16 protein-coding genes are annotated in these 17,358 nt (G+C 68.0%); 11 read left to right on the top strand and 5 right to left on the bottom strand.

What is annotated here, in order from left to right:
* Positions 1–9: 9 nt before the first annotated feature.
* Positions 10–1,002, bottom strand: a complete 993-nt coding sequence (locus VLI63_RS03780; RefSeq protein ID WP_409155576.1) for an NYN domain-containing protein — start codon at positions 1,000–1,002, stop codon at positions 10–12.
* A gap of 122 nt (positions 1,003–1,124) precedes the next feature.
* Here VLI63_RS03780 and VLI63_RS03775 point away from each other — a divergent pair, with 122 nt between their 5' ends.
* The 11 genes from VLI63_RS03775 to VLI63_RS03725 all read left to right on the top strand — a co-directional run bounded on the left by VLI63_RS03775 (position 1,125) and on the right by VLI63_RS03725 (position 13,036).
* Positions 1,125–2,627, top strand: coding sequence for an MFS transporter (locus VLI63_RS03775; RefSeq protein ID WP_409155575.1), 1,503 nt, complete (start codon positions 1,125–1,127; stop codon positions 2,625–2,627).
* Positions 2,628–2,669: 42 nt separating this feature from the next.
* Positions 2,670–5,420 carry a cation-translocating P-type ATPase gene (locus tag VLI63_RS03770; protein WP_409155574.1) on the top strand — a complete coding sequence of 917 codons (2,751 nt, stop codon included), beginning with the start codon at positions 2,670–2,672 and terminating at the stop codon, positions 5,418–5,420.
* A 115-nt stretch (positions 5,421–5,535) separates the two neighbouring features.
* Positions 5,536–6,507, top strand: a complete 972-nt coding sequence (locus VLI63_RS03765) for an NADP-dependent oxidoreductase (protein ID WP_409155573.1) — start codon at positions 5,536–5,538, stop codon at positions 6,505–6,507.
* An 86-nt stretch (positions 6,508–6,593) separates the two neighbouring features.
* Positions 6,594–7,073: an SRPBCC family protein gene (locus tag VLI63_RS03760; RefSeq protein WP_409155572.1), complete on the top strand. Its 480-nt coding sequence runs from the start codon at positions 6,594–6,596 to the stop codon at positions 7,071–7,073.
* A 35-nt stretch (positions 7,074–7,108) separates the two neighbouring features.
* Complete coding sequence (locus VLI63_RS03755) at positions 7,109–7,264, top strand: hypothetical protein (protein ID WP_409155571.1); 156 nt, start codon at positions 7,109–7,111, stop codon at positions 7,262–7,264.
* A 4-nt stretch (positions 7,265–7,268) separates the two neighbouring features.
* Entirely contained in the window at positions 7,269–8,585 is a 1,317-nt protein-coding gene (locus tag VLI63_RS03750) for an MATE family efflux transporter (RefSeq protein WP_409155570.1), read from the top strand.
* A gap of 55 nt (positions 8,586–8,640) precedes the next feature.
* Positions 8,641–9,426: an alpha/beta fold hydrolase gene (locus VLI63_RS03745; protein ID WP_409155569.1), complete on the top strand. Its 786-nt coding sequence runs from the start codon at positions 8,641–8,643 to the stop codon at positions 9,424–9,426.
* Between the two features lie 13 nt (positions 9,427–9,439).
* Positions 9,440–10,468, top strand: coding sequence for an NADPH:quinone reductase (locus VLI63_RS03740; RefSeq protein WP_409155568.1), 1,029 nt, complete (start codon positions 9,440–9,442; stop codon positions 10,466–10,468).
* A gap of 106 nt (positions 10,469–10,574) precedes the next feature.
* On the top strand, positions 10,575–11,414 hold the full coding sequence (locus tag VLI63_RS03735) for an aldo/keto reductase (protein ID WP_409155567.1): 840 nt from the start codon (positions 10,575–10,577) through the stop codon (positions 11,412–11,414).
* A gap of 2 nt (positions 11,415–11,416) precedes the next feature.
* Positions 11,417–12,259 carry a patatin-like phospholipase family protein gene (locus VLI63_RS03730; protein WP_409155566.1) on the top strand — a complete coding sequence of 281 codons (843 nt, stop codon included), beginning with the start codon at positions 11,417–11,419 and terminating at the stop codon, positions 12,257–12,259.
* A 135-nt stretch (positions 12,260–12,394) separates the two neighbouring features.
* Positions 12,395–13,036: a hypothetical protein gene (locus VLI63_RS03725; RefSeq protein WP_409155565.1), complete on the top strand. Its 642-nt coding sequence runs from the start codon at positions 12,395–12,397 to the stop codon at positions 13,034–13,036.
* A gap of 609 nt (positions 13,037–13,645) precedes the next feature.
* Here VLI63_RS03725 and VLI63_RS03720 read toward each other — a convergent pair.
* The 4 genes from VLI63_RS03720 to VLI63_RS03705 are packed head-to-tail and all read right to left on the bottom strand — an operon-like array spanning position 13,646 to position 17,310.
* Positions 13,646–14,644, bottom strand: a complete 999-nt coding sequence (locus VLI63_RS03720) for a glycine betaine ABC transporter substrate-binding protein (protein WP_409155564.1) — start codon at positions 14,642–14,644, stop codon at positions 13,646–13,648.
* Positions 14,644–15,435 (bottom strand): ABC transporter permease, encoded by a 792-nt coding sequence (locus tag VLI63_RS03715; protein WP_409155563.1) that lies wholly within the window; start codon positions 15,433–15,435, stop codon positions 14,644–14,646. Before VLI63_RS03715 ends, VLI63_RS03720 begins: the two co-directional genes overlap by 1 nt.
* Positions 15,432–16,676, bottom strand: a complete 1,245-nt coding sequence (locus VLI63_RS03710; protein ID WP_409155562.1) for an ATP-binding cassette domain-containing protein — start codon at positions 16,674–16,676, stop codon at positions 15,432–15,434. The genes VLI63_RS03715 and VLI63_RS03710 overlap by 4 nt, the downstream gene beginning before the upstream one ends.
* The gene (locus VLI63_RS03705) at positions 16,669–17,310 is read right to left on the bottom strand and encodes an ABC transporter permease (RefSeq protein WP_409155561.1); all 642 of its coding nucleotides are present in this window, start codon (positions 17,308–17,310) and stop codon (positions 16,669–16,671) included. Before VLI63_RS03705 ends, VLI63_RS03710 begins: the two co-directional genes overlap by 8 nt.
* Positions 17,311–17,358 lie beyond the last annotated feature (48 nt).

Genomic DNA, 17,358 nt, shown 5'->3' with positions numbered 1-17,358 from the left:
TCGAAGCGGTCAGCCGGTCGGCGAGGCTGCTGCCCTCAGTCGGATGCGACGGGAGTTGTTCGCCCCGCCGTCATCCATCTCCACCTGGCCGCTGCGCGACTTCACGAAGTCGGTGAATGTCTTGTATCCCAGGGCCGACTCGCTGAACGCGGGGTCCATGCGCCGCATCTGTTTCTTGACCTCTGAGCTCGGCATCCACTCGCTGTCGCTCTTGGCGATCCCCAGTCGGAGTGCCCGCATCATGAGGTTCGTGGCTGCACGCGGGGAGAGCTTGATTGGCGCGTCGTCATCGGCCACCAGCGCCTTCGGCCGATCGGCAGCGGGCTGTTTTCGCGGCGCTTTCGGCGGAGGCTCGGATGCTGTCACGGCAACCTCCGCGGGCGGATCGACCATCGCGACGGTCTCGTCCTCACCGGGACTCACCAGACCGGGCAAGTCGTCGTAGTCCTGGAACTCATCGCAGGCGGCGACCAGGGATCGGCTGGTGGCACCGGCGACGCCGATGCCGACGACGTAACGCCCGAGCCGCTTGCAGCGTTGGGCGAGAGCGATGTAGTCGGAGTCACCGGCGACGATCACCACGTGGGTGAGATCGTCGAGACGGAAGAGGTCTTCGACCACGTCGACGGCGAGGCGGATGTCGGCGCCGTTCTTCATCGCCTGGGTGGTGGGAAAGAGCTGGGTGAGGTCCACTGCCCGGTCGATGAGCTGCTTCTGGTAGCTGGCGTTCGCCTTGGCCGACCAGTCTGCGTAGGCGCGACTGATGACGATGGGCCCGAACGAGGAGGCGTAGTCGAGCACCGCGCCGAAGTCGACGGTCGCCTCCCGGAGCCTGGTGCCGATGACCCCGGCAGCGCCGGCGACAGCGGCGGTGTCTGGTCCGAAGTTGCGCGCGCCGTCGGTGCTGAACCGGCGCGCACCGTGAAGCTGGTTGTATCTCGAGACGACGATGTTGTCGAAATCGATGTAGACGGCTACTCGGGTGTCGGTGGCTTCAGGCATGCGGCGCCTCTCGGTTCGGTGGGCACCAGTCTCGTAGCCCACATGTTAGGCGCGCATCCGCGCCGTGGCCAGACCGCGCGCCCACTTGAGTCTGATCTACTGGAGGGGAGGAGGAGCACTGGATGACGGATGCACGGGCGAGTGCCAGCGAGACGTCCCCCGATCCCCGTCGCTGGCGCGGGCTCTGGGTGCTGCTCCTCGGCCAGTTCGCCGCGCTGCTCGATGTCAGCGTCACCAATGTCGCCCTTCCGTCGATCGGGCGCTCCACCGGCTCCAGCCCGTCGGAGCTGCAGTGGATCGTCACCGGCTACGTGCTCGCCTTCGGCCTCATGCCGATCATCGGGGGCCGACTCGGTGACATCGGGGGCCGTCGCCGCATCTTCATCGTCGGCCTCGTCGGCTTCGTCGTCTCGAGCGCTGCGGTGGGCCTCTCGCCCGATCCGGTGTTCATCATCGTGGCCCGCGTCGTCCAGGGGCTCTTCGGGGGCGTGCTCGGACCCCAGGTGTCGGGATACATCCAGAACGCCTTTCCCCGGGCGGAGCGGGGTCGCGCATTCGGGCGACTCGGACTCGCCCTCGCGGTGGCCACCGCGCTGGGCCCCGTCGTCGGTGGGCTGCTCATCGCCTTCGGCGGACCGGAGTTCGGCTGGCGGCTCGTCTTCTTCATCAACCTGCCGATCGGGATCACGGCCATCGTGCTCGCCCTCGCCTGGGTGACAGAGGCACGAAAGCCCTCATCGACACGGCGCCAGGTCCTGGACGTGCCCGGCGCGATTCTGCTCGGGATCGCCATCCTCTGCGTGCTCTTCCCGATCGTGGAATTCAGCACCTTCCGCTCGGGATGGATCTTCCTGCTTCTCGTACCCGGGGCTGCCTTCGCCGCGTTGTTCCTCCGACGCGAGGCGCGGCTCACCTCGGCAGAGGCCTCTCCGCTGCTCGATCTGCGTCTCTTCCGCCAGCCGTCCTTCACCATCGGGGTCACCTTCATCCTGTTGTATTTCTGCGGTTCCACCGGTCTCCCGCTGGTGCTCACGCTCTACCTTCAGCAGGGCATCGGGTTCGAGCCGCTCCAGGCGGCGCTCGCTGTCACCTCGCTCGCCGTCGGTTCCGCCGTGTCGGCCCCGATCGCGGGTCGACTGGTACCGCGGATCGGTCGACCGCTGGTGGTTGTCGGCGTCAGCCTGTTCATCGTCGGGGCCGCCTGGATCGCGATCGTGGTGGCGGCCGCTCCCGCGCTCACCGATCCCGGCGCGATCATCCTGCGCCTGGCTTTTCCGCTCTTCCTCATCGGGGTCGGCGGAGGCGCAGTGATCACGCCCAATCAGACCCTCTCCCTTGCGGATGTCGACAGGCGGATCGGCGGATCGGCCGGCGGTGTTCTCCAGACCTCCCAGCGGGTGGGGGCGGCGATCGGGCAGGCGGCGATCGGGGCGGTGTTCTTCGCGGTGCTCGCCGGCAGCGCCGCCTCGCCCTCACCGGGATCGCCGGCGCAGCATCCGCAGGACTTCTCGGCGGCCATCGTGACCGGGGTCATCGCGGCGATGGTCTTCTCCATCGCGGCTCTCACCCTCGGACTGGTGGACCTGCGGGCCACCCGCCGGCGGTCCGCGGCGCGCCTAGGCTGACCCCATGGAATCGTCGAAGGCCAGCGCAGCGCGACCGACGAGATGACAGTCTCAGCGGGCGCCTATCTCGACACCGTCGACGCGGTCATCGGCGAGTTCGAGACCAGGCCGACCGGGCTCAGTACCGAAGAGGTGGCTTCGCACCGGTTGCGGTTCGGCAGCAACATAATCGTCGAGCTCACGAAGGAATCGGGACTCCGACACTACCTGCGCCAGTTCGCGGACTGGATGATCGTGTTGCTGCTGGCGAGCGCCGCCATCACCGGGGTGCTCGGTGACCTCGGAACGGCGGCCGTGCTCGTGGGGCTCGTCGCGCTCAACACGCTGATCGGATTCGTGCAGGAGTATCGCGCGGAAAAGACGATGGAGGCATTGGAGAGGCTCGTCGCACCCACCAGCGAGGCCTACCGCGACGGTGAACTCGGGGAGGTGGAGTCGAAGAGCCTCGTGGTCGGGGACGTCGTGCGCCTCGCGGAAGGCGTGTCGGTGCCCGCCGACGTGCGACTGATCGAGGCGACCGCGTTCTCGACAAATGAGTTCGCCCTCACCGGAGAGAGCGATCCGACCCGTAAGAACGCGAATCGGATCCCGCATGAAGTGCCGGTGGCCGATCGTCACAACATGGCATTCGCGGGAACGACGGTGGCCACCGGCCAGGCCTTTGCCGTGGTCGTGGCCACGGGGCTGCAGACCGAACTGGGTCGGATCGCCCGACTGAGCCAGTCCGCTCCGGCCACCCGGAGCCCGCTTCAGCTCGAGACCTCCAACATCGCCAAGTACGTGAGCTTCGGGGTCGGCGCCGTCTCGATAGTCGTGCTGGTGATTGCCGTGCGGGCCGACCTTCCGATCAAGGAGGCCATGCTCTTCGCCGTCGGATTCGCCTGTGCCCTCATTCCCCAGGGTCTTCCGGCAGAAGTGAACACCGCCCTCGCGTCCGCGGCGGGCGCTCTCGCCAAACAGAACGCCCTGGTGAAGCGTCTCAGCTCCGTGGAGACGCTCGGAGCGACCCACATGATCTGCACCGATAAAACGGGCACGCTCACCCGGAACGAGATGACGGTGACCGAACTCGTGATCGGGACGATGCCCTATAGCGTCACCGGGATCGGGTACGACCCGACCGGCCGGATAGAGCCGGAGACAGCGGATGCGGATCACCGGTTGCGCGACTTCCTCACCGTCGGAGTGCTCGCGAGCAACACGCGGCTGGTGCCACCGGGCGAGGATGTCCGGCACTGGCACGTGGTGGGCGATCCGACCGAGGGGGCGCTGCTCGTGGCAGCAGACAAGGCCGGCATCGACCGCGCGGCCCTGCTCGCCGGCACCGTCGAGATCGGCGAACTGCCCTTCGACTCGACCCGCAAACTGATGACCTCGATGCGCCGTGACGCCGGGGGTGCGGTCACGGCCTGGGTGAAGGGCGCACCGGAGAGCATCCTCTCCCGGTGTTCGACGATCGACGACGGCACGCGGATACGGCCCATCACCGCGGAGGATCGTGTGGCTCTTCTCGCGCTCCACACCGAGAAGGCGAGTCGAGCACTGCGCAACCTGGCGTTCGCCCGGCGGTCGATCACGGCTGCCGAAGCCGCGAGCGCCGAGCTCGCGGTGATCGAGAAAGATCTCACGATGCTCGGCCTGGTGTCCATGATCGATCCGATCCGCACCACCGTGCCGGACGCGATGACTGCCGTGCTCGCCGCTGGCGTGAAGGTCAACATCGTCACTGGCGATTTCTCCCTCACCGCCGCCGCGATCGCCCGGCAGGCCGGACTTGCCGGGGACGACGGACTCGTCATCGTGACCGGCACCGAACTCGCGACGATGCCCGACGCCGAGGTCCTCGCCCACGCCCTCCGGGGTGGAACGGTATTCAGTCGGGTCGCTCCGGAAGACAAGGTGCGCATCGTCGACCTCGTGAAGGACTCGGGGTACATCGTGGCGGTCACCGGGGACGGGATCAACGACGCCCCCGCGCTGCGCCACGCGAACATCGGCGTCGCGATGGGGGAGTCGGGAACGGATGTGGCGAAGCAGGCGGCCGAGATCGTGCTGCTCGACGACAGTTTTGCGACCCTGGTCGGGGCCGTCCGCCAGGGGCGCACCATCTACCGCAACATCAGCAAGGGCGTGCTCAGCTGCCTCACCTCCAATGTCGCGGAGTTCGTCGTCAACTCGGTGAGCCTCGGTCTCACCTCCCTCTACGGTGTGCCCCTCGCGCTCAACGTGCTGCAGATCCTGGCCATCGACCTGTTGGGCGAGATCTTCCCGATCGCGGCTCTCGGGCGGGATCCGGAGGAGGGCGAGACGATGAAGGAGGCCCCGCGAGACCCCCGCGCGCGCATCCTCAATGGCCGGTCGCTCTGGGACCTCGCGTGGTGTGGAGCCCTCATCGGAGGTTTCTCGATCGTGAACTACCTGCTCTTCTACCAGCGCAGCGGGGTCGACCCGTTCGTCGGCTCGGTGCCGTCGGCCGTCCTCGCGCCGGCCATGTCCATCAGTTACGCGACGATCATGGTCTGCCAGCTCGTGAGCATCATCCAGCGCCGCAGCATCCACGGATTCTTCACGCGCTACCAGTTCTCCAACCGCACCTTCTGGCTTGCCATAGCCCTCGCCATCGGCATCATGGGCGTCATCCTGTACGTGCCGCTGGTCGCTGGCTTCTTCGGCACGGCACCCCTCGGCCTGGTCGACTGGGCCTTCGTCGGCACGGCCGCCGTCATCTTCCTCGGAATCCGGGAGGGTGCGAGGGTGCTCGGTCGCGGTCGATCCCGCACGAGGATCCTCTAGCTCCGCTCTCGGATCTCGCGCCGGAGACGATGGATTGGGGGCCTCTCGCCGACTGACTCCTCGCGACGGGACTAACCTGATGTTTTCCCAACCCTGACGCGAGGGAGGCGTAGCCGTGGACCAGCACTGGGTCGCAACTGACTTCGGGGGGCTCGATGTCTTCCGCTTCGACGAGGTGGAGGTCGCCCCTCCCGCACCGGGGCAGGTGACGATCTCGGTGCGTGCCGCCGGCATGAATCCCGCCGACTTCAAGCACGTCGCGCGCGGATCCGATCGCTCGCTCCTGCCGATCGCCGTCGGTTACGAGGTCGCGGGGGTCATCAGCGCGATCGGCCCGGACACCACCCTGGCATCCGGGGGTGGAGAGGTCGGCGACGAGGTGATCGCGTTCCGGGTGCAGGGCGGATACGCCACCGCGATCACCGTCGACTCGAGGAACGTGTTCGCGAAACCCGCCTCGCTGGGATTCCCGGAAGCGGCGAACCTGTTGCTTGCGGCCACCACCGCCTCCGAGATGTTGCACGTGACCGGAGTCACCGCCGGCGACACCGTGCTGGTGCACGGCGCATCCGGCGCGGTGGGGGTCAGTGTGATCCAGCAGGCGAGACTGCTCGGGGCACGCGTGATCGGCACGGCCAGTGAGGGCAGCTTCCCGGTGCTCGAGCGGTTCGGCGCCGAGCCGGTCGCCTACGGCCAGGGTCTCGAAGAGCGCGTCCGCCACCTCGCTCCCGAGGGAATTGCCGCCGCGCTCGACACCGTCGGCACCGACGAGGCGGTGGATGTCTCGCTCTCCCTTGTCGCGGACCGCGGCAGGATCGTCACGATCGCCGCCATGCAGCGGGCAGAGGGTGACGGCATCCGGGTGATCATGGGTGCTCTTCCCGCGAGTGCGGCCTATCGCGATAAGGTTCGAGCCGAGCTCATCGCACTCGCCGGCGCCGGCACCCTCGTGGTGCCCATCGCGCGAACCTACCCGCTCGCCAACGCGATCGACGCGCTCACCGTGCTCACCGCCGGGCATCCGGGCGGCAAGATCGCCCTTATCCCGGAGACCGTCCTCATCCCGGAGACCGCCCCAGCCGCGTAGGTTGGAACCCGCGGCCGCGTAGCCCGGGCAAACCCGCAAACGCTCCGCTCCGAACACCAGTCATCGTCAGTGAAATGAGGAATCGAATGTCCGGACGCAGCGCGACCGCCATCACGGAATTGCTCGCCACGGCTTCCCTCGATCACACCTGGGACGTCGCCACGATGCACACACCGGTGGGTCTCTACCCCAAGGCCGGCCTGCTTCCGGCGGTCGTCGAAGTACGCGACCAGACCGGCGATTGGGACGGGGTCGGGCAGACCCGGCAGCTCATGCTCTCCGACGGGGGAAGCGTGATCGAGCACACGACCAACGTGGACCGCCTCGAATTCTTCGCCTACAACCTCACCGACTTCCAAAAGATCTTCGGCGTGATGGTGGCGAGCGCCCGGGCCGAGTGGACGTTCACCACGGCCCCGAACGGCACGCTCATCCGCTGGCGGTACACCTTCCACTCGAAGCCCGGCTACGGTTTGCCGCTCGCGGCGATCATCAAGTTCCTCTGGGGTCCCTACATGGCACGAGTGCTGCCGGGCATCGTGGCGGAGATCGAGCGCTCGCACTGAGTCGGTGCCGATCGACCCACCAATAGGCTGGCCGAATGAACCAGCTGACGGTGCGGCTCTCGTGCGTTCCCAGCGTGCCGGACTGCGACGACACGGCGACGGCGTTCGACATCGGATGGATTCCCACGGCACTTGTCATTCTCGTGATCGTGGCGGTGGTCGCCCTCGCGATCAGCCTTCGGCGGCGCTGACCCGGTGAGGGTCCATCCGCTCGACCGCGAGATCCTCGGCCTTGCCGTGCCGACTCTCGCCGCCCTCGTCGCCGAACCCCTGTTCCTTCTCGTGGACACCGCCCTGGTCGGCCACCTCGGCAGCGTCCCCCTCGCGGCCCTCGGCATCGCGAGCGTCGTGCTGCAGACCGCTGTCGGCCTTCTCGTCTTCCTCGCCTACGCGACCACCCCGGCGGTCGCGCGGCTGCTTGGCGGCGGGGACCGCCGTGCGGCCGTGCGTGCCGGAGTGGATGGCGCGTGGCTCGCCCTCGCTGTCGGAGCGGCGCTCCTCGTGCTGGGGATCGTCTTCGCGCCCGCCGCCGTCGCGGCCTTCCGCGTCGCGCCGGATGTCTCGGCCGCCGCAGCTAGCTACCTCGCCATCTCCGCCTGGGGACTGCCCGCGATGCTCTTCGTGCTCGCGGCGACCGGCCTGCTCCGCGGACTCCAGGACACCCGCACCCCGCTCGTGGTCGTCGGGGTCGGATTCGCCGCCAACGCGGCCCTCAACGCGCTGTTCCTCTACGGATTCGGCTGGGGGATCGCGGGTTCCGCGGCGGGTACGGTGATCTCGCAATGGGGAATCGCGGCCCTCTTCGCCGTCTCCGTGGTGCGCGCCGCGCGTGCGACCGGCGCACGGCTGCGGCCCGGTCTCGCGGGGGTGCGGCTGGCCGCGGCATCCGGGGGCTGGTTGCTCCTGCGCACGGCATCATTGCGGGCGGCGATGCTCGCCACGGTGTTCTCCGCCAGCCTTCTCGGGGTCACCGGGCTCGCGACCCTGCAGGTGGCACTCGCGGTGTTCTCACTGCTCGCGTTCGTGCTCGACTCGCTCGCGATCGCCGGCCAGGCGATGGTCGGGCACGGGCTGGGAGCGGACCGGCCCGACCGGGTGAGACTCGTGACCGGCCGACTCGTGCGGTTCGGTGTGGGTGCGGGCCTGGTGATCGGCGTGATCGTCGCCGCCCTCTCGCCGCTGCTCGGCCGCGTATTCACGGGCGATGACGACGTGATCGCGGCCCTGCCTCCCGTGCTGCTCGTGATGGCCGTCGGGGTGCCGCTGGCGGGATTCGTCTTCGTGCTCGACGGGGTGTTGATCGGGGCAGGCGAGGGGCGGTACCTCGCGCTGAGCGGCATCCTCACTGTCGCGGTCTATCTGCCCCTCTTGTATTCCGTCGGCCAGCAGCACAGTGTGCTGGCGGTCTGGTCTGCATTCGGGCTCGGCTACATCGGTGCACGGGCGCTGGCCCTCGGTCTGCGGGTGCGGGGCACGCGGTGGTTGGGGGTTGCCTCACCGAACCGCTCTTGACTCGACAGCCTTGGGCGGTGAGGGTGGACCCAGTTCACATCTCGAGGGAGACTCCATGACCCAATTTGCGGCGTCCGCCGACGGTACCCCGATCGCCTATGACCGGGTGGGCGAGGGTCCCGCGCTCGTGGTCGTCGGGGGAGCCTTCAACACCCGACTCTCGCCCTACCCCCTGGTGACGCTTCTCGCCGAACGGTTCACCGTCCTGAGTTACGACCGCCGCGGTCGAGGCGACAGCGGTGCGGGCACTGGCGATGCCGGCGAGGACACCGTGACGCGTGAGGTGGAGGATCTCGCCGCGGTGGTGACCGCGGCCGGCGGTGCCGCGATGGCCTACGGGCACTCCTCCGGCGCTATCCTCGCCCTCGAGGCGGCGATGGCGGGGGTGCCCATCACCCGCCTCGCGGTCTATGAACCGCCGTACAGCTTCGATCCGGAGCATCCCGAACCCGGGGAGGACTTCGGCTTCCCCGCGGCGATCGCGGCGGGGGACACGGATGGGGCGGCTCGCGCCTTCCTGCAGATCACCGGCATGCCGGCCGGCGCCGTCGCCGGCATGAGTGCCGCACCCTGGTGGCCCGGCATGATCAGCACCGCCCTCACGCTTCCCCACGACATCGCGCTCACCGGTGACGGACGCGTACCGGCCGATCGCCTTGGCGTCGTCGATGTGCCCGTGCTGGCCCTCGACGGTGGCGAGAGCCCGGCCTGGGCGGCGCGCGCGGCTGTGGGCGTCTCATCGGCCGTCGTCCACGGCGCGCGGCGAACCGTCGACGGGCAGAACCATGGCGTCGACCAGTCCGTGCTCGCGCCGATCCTTGCGGAGTTCTTTGGGGCGTAGCGTTGGTTCCATCATGAAAGCAATCGTGTACAGCGAAACCGGCGACCCCTCCGTGCTCCACCTGGTCGAGCGGCCGGTGCCCGAACCGGAGGCCGGTGAGGTGCGGATCCGCCTGGTCGTCTCGGGCGTGAACCCCACCGACTGGAAGACCCGTCGCGGATCGCGGCCGGGGGATCCGGCGGAATTCGCCGAAGTCGTGCCGAATCAGGACGGCGCCGGCGTGATCGATGCGGTCGGCGCGGGTGTGCGGAAGTTCGCGGTGGGGGATCGGGTCTGGACCGCGATCGCCGCGTACCGGAGCGCTCGCGGCGGGACCGCGCAGGAGTTCACCGTGCTGCCGGTGGATCGTGTCTACCCGCTCCCGGATTCCGCGAGCTTCGATCTCGGTGCCTCTCTCGGTGTGCCCGCCATGACCGCGCATCGCGCGCTCACCGTCGCAGAGGACGGCCCGTCGCGGCTCTTTCCCGGAGCACTCGCCGGCACCACGGTGCTGGTCGCCGGTGGAGCCGGAGCCGTCGGGCACGCCGCCATCCAACTGGCCCGCTGGGCCGGAGCAACCGTCGTCACGACCATCAGCTCACCCGCGAAGGCGGCTCTTGCGCGAGCAGCGGGCGCCCATCACGTCGTGAACTACCGCGAGACGGATGCCGCCTTCGAGATCCGCCGGCTCGCCCCGGACGGCGTCGACCTCATCGTCGAGGTCGCTCCCGACAAGAATGCCGAGCTCGACGGCAAGGTCATCCGCAACCGGGGGTCGATCGCCGTCTACGCGACGACCGGCGATCCGCTGGTGCTCGACATCCGGGTGCTCATGACTCTCAATGTGCGCTACCAGTTCCAGCTGCTGTACACCCAAGGGCAGGACGTGCGGGACGCCGCCGCCGAGGACATCAACGCGGCCATCATCGACGGGGCGCTGCCCATCGGAGACGACGCGGGCCTCCCGCTTCACCGCTACCCGCTGGCCGAGACCGCCGAAGCGCACGCCGCGGTCGAGGGCGACATCGTGGGCAAGGTGCTGATCGACGTGACTTCGGCCTGACGGTCTCTCCGTCGAATATTTTTCTGGGCAATCGCTGGGCATACACGGTATGCGGGTGGTGTTGGCCTCCAATGGACACGAAACGAACGCAAGGAGAACCATAACTATGACCGAAGTACCCACGATCACCCTGAACAACGGGGTCGTCATCCCGCAACTCGGATTCGGCACGTACCAGATCACCCCGGATGACGCGAAGCAGGCCACCCTCGATGCCCTCGAGGTCGGATACCGCCACATCGACACCGCCGAGATGTACGGCAACGAGAAGCAGGTCGGCGAAGCGGTGGCAGCATCCGGCATCGACCGCTCCGAGATCTTCGTGACCAGCAAGCTCAACAACGGATTCCACGCGCGGGATGCCGCACTCACCGCTTTCGACGGCACCCTCGACGCCCTCGGGTTCGACTACCTAGACCTGTTCCTCATCCACTGGCCGCTGCCGACGATCGGCGACTTCGTCGAAACGTGGAAGGCGATGCAGGAGATGTACGAGTCGGGACGCGTCAAGGCGATCGGCGTCTCCAACTTCCAGCAGGCGCACCTGCAGCGACTGTTCGACGAGACGAGCATCGTGCCCGCCGTCAACCAGATCGAGGTTCACCCCTACCTCGTGCAGGACAGCCTCCGCGACTTCGACGAGGCACACGGCATCGCGACCGAGGCGTGGTCGCCCATCGCCCAGGGCAAGGTGCTCGACGACCAGGTCATCGTCTCGATCGCCGAGAAGGTCGGCAAGACTCCCGCGCAGGTCACCCTTCGCTGGCACATCCAGCGCGGCGACATCGTCTTCCCCAAGTCGGTGACCCGCTCCCGTGTCGAGGAGAACTTCGCGCTCTTCGACTTCGAGCTGTCGGACGATGACATCCAGTCGATCACCGAGCTCGACCGCAACGAGCGCACCGGCCCCGACCCCGATACCTTCGACTACGTGCCGAAGGCCTGATCGTGGGCGCGCTGGTACTGGCGGGCGGGGGAATTGCCGGAATCGCGTGGGAGGTTGGCGTGCTCTTCGGAATCGAAGAGCGCGAGCCTGGGGCCGCGTCGAGGCTTCTCCACGCGGATTCCGCGTTCATCGGCACCTCGGCGGGGTCCGTCGTGGCCTCGCAGGTTGCCGGGGGAGTGCCTCTGCGGACGCTGTTCGAGCAGCAACTCGAGCAGCACACCGCCGAGGTCGGCGCGAAGTTCGACGTGCAGGAGTTCCAGGAGAAGCTCGCGCAACTCCTCGACGGGGTGACCTCCGCCGAGGAGGGTCGTCGTCGCGTCGGGCGGTTCGCCATCGACGCCACGACCGTCGCCGCCGGCGACCGTCGAGCGGTGATCGACGCCCGCCTGACCGTGAAGCACTGGCCTGAACGCCGATTGCTCATCACCGCGGTGAACGCCGAGACCGGGGAACTGCGCGTCTTCGACCGGGATTCGGGGGTCGACCTCATCGACGCCGTCTCCGCGAGTTGCGCCGTTCCGGGAATCTGGCCGACCGTCGAGATCGAAGGCAAGCGCTACACCGACGGTGGAGTGCGCACGATCGCGAACTCGGACCTCGCCGCGGGGTCGGATCCGGTGCTGATCCTCGCTCCGCTCGCCGAGGCGAACCTGCCGGTTGCGCTGCCGGCACATGAGCTTGCCGCGCTCGAGCCCGCCCGCGTCCACGTCGTGTGCGCGGACGAGGCGTCGATCTTCGCGTTTGGAACCAACCCGCTCGACCCGGCCACGGCATCCGTGTCGGCGCTGGCCGGGCGCGACCAGGGCCGGCGCATCGCGGCCAGGATCGGCGCGTTCCTCGGCTAGCCCCACTGAACGACCCCGTCCTCCCGTCTTCTGCCGGCACCTCCGGCTTACGGCTTCCGTTTCTGGCGGACATGCAGCGGTTCGCAAGAATCGACGGCGAGGATGGGGTCTATCAGCCCCGAGAGGAGCAGGACCATGGGTTTCTTCGACCGACTCTTCGGCCGCGAGGATCAGGCGGCAACGAAACGCCCGGCGGCCGCAAACCGCCGGAGTGACGACGAGATCGCCGTCGAGCGCTACGAATACCTCCTGCGCACCGCGCCGCCGGAGACCATCGAGAAGGTGCACACCGAGGCGTTCTCGAAGCTCACCCCGCAACAGCGCGACATCCTGTTCGAGAAGCTCACCGCCAACGCCGACGCGAACTCCGACGCGAACGAACGCCCGGCGGATGCCGCTCCGGCGACCCTCGCGAAGGCGGCCACACGCGCAGAACTTCAGCAGCCGGGCACTCTCACCCGCACTCTCGGTGGATCCGCTCTCGGCGGCGCCGGAGGGGTCTGGCTCGGCGGGATGTTCGCCAGCTCGCTTCTCGGCAGCGTCGCGGGCTACGTCATCGGCTCCGCCCTCGTGAGCAGCTTCATGCCGATGGATGGGGGCTCCGACGCCAGCGCCGCCGACGCGAATGGCACCGATGCCGGTGCTTCGGACTCGGGTACTTCGGACGCGGGTGCTGCAGACTCTGGGGCCGCAGACTCTGGCGGTTGGGATGGCGGCTATGACAGCGGCGGGGACTTCGGCGGAGATTTCGGCGGGGGAGACTTCGGCGGCTTTTAGCCGCCCCGGCGCTCGGGCATCGGGCCGTCGGGAGTGGTGTCGTGCAGCGTCGCCGGGGTTTGCAGTCACTCGGCTCCCTCCCTGTTCGGCCGTGAAGGCTTCGCGCCCGGTCGAGGGCGGACGCTCCCGCGACACGCCGTCCGCTCGCGGCGGACTCGCCGTTGGGTCCGGGGAATATCCGCCCTCCTCGGCCCGGCCCCGGCGCGCAGACGGGGGCGACGTGAGTCGCTGGGACTGCGGTGTTCCCCAGCGGCGGCTCGAGTTCGTCAGGTCGAGGCCCCGCAGAACCGCAGGGCTTCGAGAGGTAAGCGACGAGGTGCCGTAGAGCTGGGCGTTCCGAGCGCCGGCCTACGGAGAGTGCGCGCGGTTGTGCAGCACATCGACTTGCACAACTGGAGTCTGCCCGGTGCCGTCGTGCCGCCTGGCGGACGGGGCCACCATCTGGGGGGTTCCGCGGTTACGCAGGACGCTGTCCTGCACAACCCGAGCCTGCAGCGCTTGCCGGCGCCGGCGGCGAAGCCGCCGCACTCAGCGCCCGCAGCGGAGACAGCGCGATCTCCGCAGTCAGCACAGTCGCCGCAGTCAGCGCGCGCAGCGCGAGAGCCGCCCTTACTTATCCGGGCCGATGAATCCGTTCTTCACCATGAACTCGTGGGCGACGTCGGCCGGCTCTTCTCCGCCGTCATCCACCCGCAGGTTGAGCTTGCGCAGGGTCGTCTCGGTGATCCGCGGGGAGATCTTGTCGAAGACACCCGCGAGTCCCGGGTACTTCGCGAGGGCGTCAGAGTTCAGTACCGCAGCGACGTTGTAGGCGGGGAAGAAGGCCTTGTCGTCCTCGAGCACGGTGAGCTTGAGCTTGTTGATGCGTCCGTCAGTCGTGTACACCTCGCCGAAGTTGCAGGTGCCGCGATCGGTCGCCGTGTAGACGGCTCCGGTATCGAAGACCTTCACCGCGGAGGCCGGAACGCTGCTGGCCTTGCCGCGGGTGAGGCCGTAGGCCTTGAGCATCGGGTTCAGTCCGTCGACGCGAGAGTTGAACTCCGGTTCGACGCAGAAGGTGCGGTCCGCGACCGGGAGGGTCGAGATCTGGGACAGCTTCGTGATTCCCAGCTTCTCCCCCTCCTCCGAGCGGATGGCGAGGGCGTAGGTGTTGTTGAGCGGCGCCGGCTCGAGCCAGGTCAGGCCGTTCGCGGCATCCGCCTTCTTCACGGCAAGGTACTGCCCCTGCTTGTCGGGAATGCCCTTCGCCTTGCCGAGATAGGTGAGCCAGGCCGAGCCGGTGTACTCCCACATCATGTCGGCGCCCGCGGAGGTCATCAGCTGCCGGGCGGGAACGCTGCCGGGCACGTTGGTGAGGTCGGTCACGGAGAACCCAGCGGCCTTCGCGGCGATCACGGCGATCTTTCCGAGGATGAGCTGCTCGGTGAAGTTCTTCGAGGTGACGGTGAGCGAGGCCCCGGCAGGGAGATCGAGCGGCGCGATCGATCCGCGAGAGACCTCCGGCACGTAAGCGGTGGCCGGCTGCAGGCCGCATCCGGTGAGTGCGAGCATTCCGGCGGCGACGACGGCGACGGAGCGCCCGAGACGATCAATGGCGGTGCGTTTCATCACAGTCCCTTCGGACGGGCGACCTGCTCGACGATGCGTCCGAGCCAGTCGATGGCGAGCGCGAGAAGCGCGATGAGCAGCGCCCCGGAGACGAGCACGCTGTAGAGGTAGAGGTTGACGCCGGTGACGATGAGGATGCCGAGGCCGCCACCGTTGACGAACGCCGCGAGGGCAGCGGTGCCCACAAGCAGCACGAGGGCGGTGCGGATGCCCGCGAGCATCACCGGCACCGCGAGCGGCAGCTCGATGCGGAAGAGCACCGCGACCGCGCTCATCCCCATGCCGCGTCCGGCCTCGACCAGGCGCTCGTCGACCCCGCGCACGCCGATCATGGTGTTGCGCAGCACGGGAAGTGCCGCATAGAGCACCAGGGCGAGGATCGACGCCCAGTAGCCGGAGGTGATGAAGATCGCGAGCAACACCACGAGTCCGATCGCGGGAGCCGCCTGCCCGAAGTTCGCGATGGCGAGGATCGGCAGCCCGAGTCGCCGGAACCTCGGCCGGGTGAGAAGCACTCCCAGCGGGATGGCGATGGCCAGCACGATCGCAGCGGAGACGAAGGTGAGCGAGAGGTGCTGGAGCGTGGCGGCCCAGAGGGCGTCCGGAGCGAGAGTGGTGCGCTCCGTCGCTGTGATCGGTGCGACGTTGAGCCAGACGACGAATCCGGCGAGCACGACGAGGATGGCGATCGGCTGCACGATGAGTCCACGCCAGGATGAGGAGTGAACCGCTGACGGAACACGGGCCGGGGAGATCCCCGGCGACGACGTGTCAGTGATGACGGCGGTCATGCGGCGACCGTTCCGGTGGCGGCCGCGCCGGCGACCACGGGGATCTCGCCCGAATTCGTGCCGGTCGGCGCGGCGGCGGATGCGGCCGCCGAGGCGCGCGCAGAGGTGATCGCCGCCATCACCGTCTCCACATCGATCACGCCGAGGAACCTGTCGCGCTTACCAGTGACGAGCGCAGCCCCGGCACTGGAGACCAGCATGGTGTCGAGCGCGTCATTGAGGGTGGCACGGCTGCCGACCACCGGTAGGCGGTCCTCTCGCCCGGCGGAGATCGTCTCCAGACGGGACAATTGCCGGCGGGACAACCATTGGATCGGGCGCTCACGCTCGTCGATGACGACCACGTGGTTGTGCTTCGCTGCGACGGCGCGGGCGAGCACCTCTGAGGCGATCTCGCCGGGGTGGGCGAGCACGGCATCCGCCAGAGTGACATCATTCACCCGGCTCAGGGTGAGCTGCTTGAGACCGGCGCCGGATCCGATGAAGTTCTCGACGAACTCATTGGCGGGCTCGGCCAGGATCCGTTCGGGCGTGTCGTACTGCACGATGCGGGCGCCGTCGCTGAAGACGACGATCCAGTCACCGAGCTTCACGGCTTCGTCGAAGTCGTGGGTAACGATGACGATGGTCTTCTGGAGCTCCTCCTGGATGCGGAGCAGTTCGTCCTGCAGCCGCTGGCGGGTGATCGGGTCGACGGCTCCGAATGGCTCATCCATGAGCAGCACCGGCGGGTCCGCGGCGAGAGCGCGCGCAACACCGACGCGCTGCTGCTGCCCACCGGAGAGCTCCTTGGGGAAGCGGTCGCGATAGTCTTTCGGGTCGAGAGACACCAGTTCGAGAAGCTCGTCGACGCGATCGGCGATGCGCTTCTTGTCCCAGCCGAGCATCTTCGGCACGATCGCGATATTCGCCGCGACGGTGAGGTGAGGGAAGAGTCCGCCGGCCTGGATGACGTACCCGATGCGCCGGCGGAGTTCATCGCCGTCGATATCGGTCACGTCTTCTCCGCCAAGCACGATACGACCATCGCTCGGCTCGATCAGGCGGTTGATCATCTTGAGGGTCGTCGTCTTGCCGCAGCCGGAGGGCCCGACGAGCATGACGATCTTGCCGGCAGGGATCTCGAGGGTGATGCCGTCGACCGCGGGCGACTTCTGGCCGGGATAGTGCTTGGTGACGCCCTCGAGCATGATCGATTTGCCGCTGACCGCGGTGGTTTCAGTTGCGATGGTTTCAGACACGGATACCCCTTGGTGTGGTGAGCCGGCCGACGCCGACGAGAACGAGATCGAGGATGAGGGCGAGGATGACAACGCCGAAGACGCCGGTGAGCACCGACTCGAGCGAATTGGCGCCGCCGAGACGGGAGAGCCCGGAGAAGATGAACCCGCCGAGACCCGGGCCGAGCACGTAGGCCGCGACGGCGGCGATCCCCATGACCATCTGCGCCGAAACACGGATGCCGCCGAGGATCACGGGCCAGGCGAGAGGAAGTTCAACCTGGAGGAAGGTGCGAACGCGCCCCATTCCGATGCCGCGCGCCGATTCGACGATCGCCGGGTCGACACCATTCAGTCCCACGACGGTGTTGCGCAGGATCGGCAGGATCGCGAAGAACGTGACGACCGCGACCGCCGGGGGAACGCCGAATCCCAAGGGTGCGATCACGATCCCGACGAGAGCGAAGGCGGGGAAGGTGAGGCCGATCGCGGAAAGCGTGTTGGCCGCCGAACTGAGCGCTCTGCTGCGGTAGGCGAGCGCGGCCAGACCGACGGCGATGATGCTCGCCAGCACCAGGCACTGGACCACGAGGCTCAGATGTTGCCACGACGAGAACGCGATCTGGTCGAAATGACTCTGGATAAAATCCCACATGGGCAACACCTCACACGTTTCTTGATCGAAACGCGCCCCCCGTTTGGG

Source organism: Lacisediminihabitans sp. H27-G8, from assembly GCF_046156175.1.
In the GTDB taxonomy this organism is placed as follows: domain Bacteria; phylum Actinomycetota; class Actinomycetes; order Actinomycetales; family Microbacteriaceae; genus Lacisediminihabitans.
This window is presented reverse-complemented; position numbering and strand designations above follow the sequence as displayed.

Coding starts and splice junctions, on each gene's coding strand:
- VLI63_RS03775 (WP_409155575.1), top strand. CDS start 1,125: ATGACGGATGCACGGGCGAGTGCCAGCGAGACGTCCCCCGATCCCCGT.
- VLI63_RS03780 (WP_409155576.1), bottom strand. CDS start 1,002: ATGCCTGAAGCCACCGACACCCGAGTAGCCGTCTACATCGATTTCGAC.
- VLI63_RS03740 (WP_409155568.1), top strand. CDS start 9,440: ATGAAAGCAATCGTGTACAGCGAAACCGGCGACCCCTCCGTGCTCCAC.
- VLI63_RS03720 (WP_409155564.1), bottom strand. CDS start 14,644: ATGAAACGCACCGCCATTGATCGTCTCGGGCGCTCCGTCGCCGTCGTC.
- VLI63_RS03760 (WP_409155572.1), top strand. CDS start 6,594: ATGTCCGGACGCAGCGCGACCGCCATCACGGAATTGCTCGCCACGGCT.
- VLI63_RS03725 (WP_409155565.1), top strand. CDS start 12,395: ATGGGTTTCTTCGACCGACTCTTCGGCCGCGAGGATCAGGCGGCAACG.
- VLI63_RS03715 (WP_409155563.1), bottom strand. CDS start 15,435: ATGACCGCCGTCATCACTGACACGTCGTCGCCGGGGATCTCCCCGGCC.
- VLI63_RS03770 (WP_409155574.1), top strand. CDS start 2,670: ATGACAGTCTCAGCGGGCGCCTATCTCGACACCGTCGACGCGGTCATC.
- VLI63_RS03705 (WP_409155561.1), bottom strand. CDS start 17,310: ATGTGGGATTTTATCCAGAGTCATTTCGACCAGATCGCGTTCTCGTCG.
- VLI63_RS03735 (WP_409155567.1), top strand. CDS start 10,575: ATGACCGAAGTACCCACGATCACCCTGAACAACGGGGTCGTCATCCCG.
- VLI63_RS03755 (WP_409155571.1), top strand. CDS start 7,109: ATGAACCAGCTGACGGTGCGGCTCTCGTGCGTTCCCAGCGTGCCGGAC.
- VLI63_RS03745 (WP_409155569.1), top strand. CDS start 8,641: ATGACCCAATTTGCGGCGTCCGCCGACGGTACCCCGATCGCCTATGAC.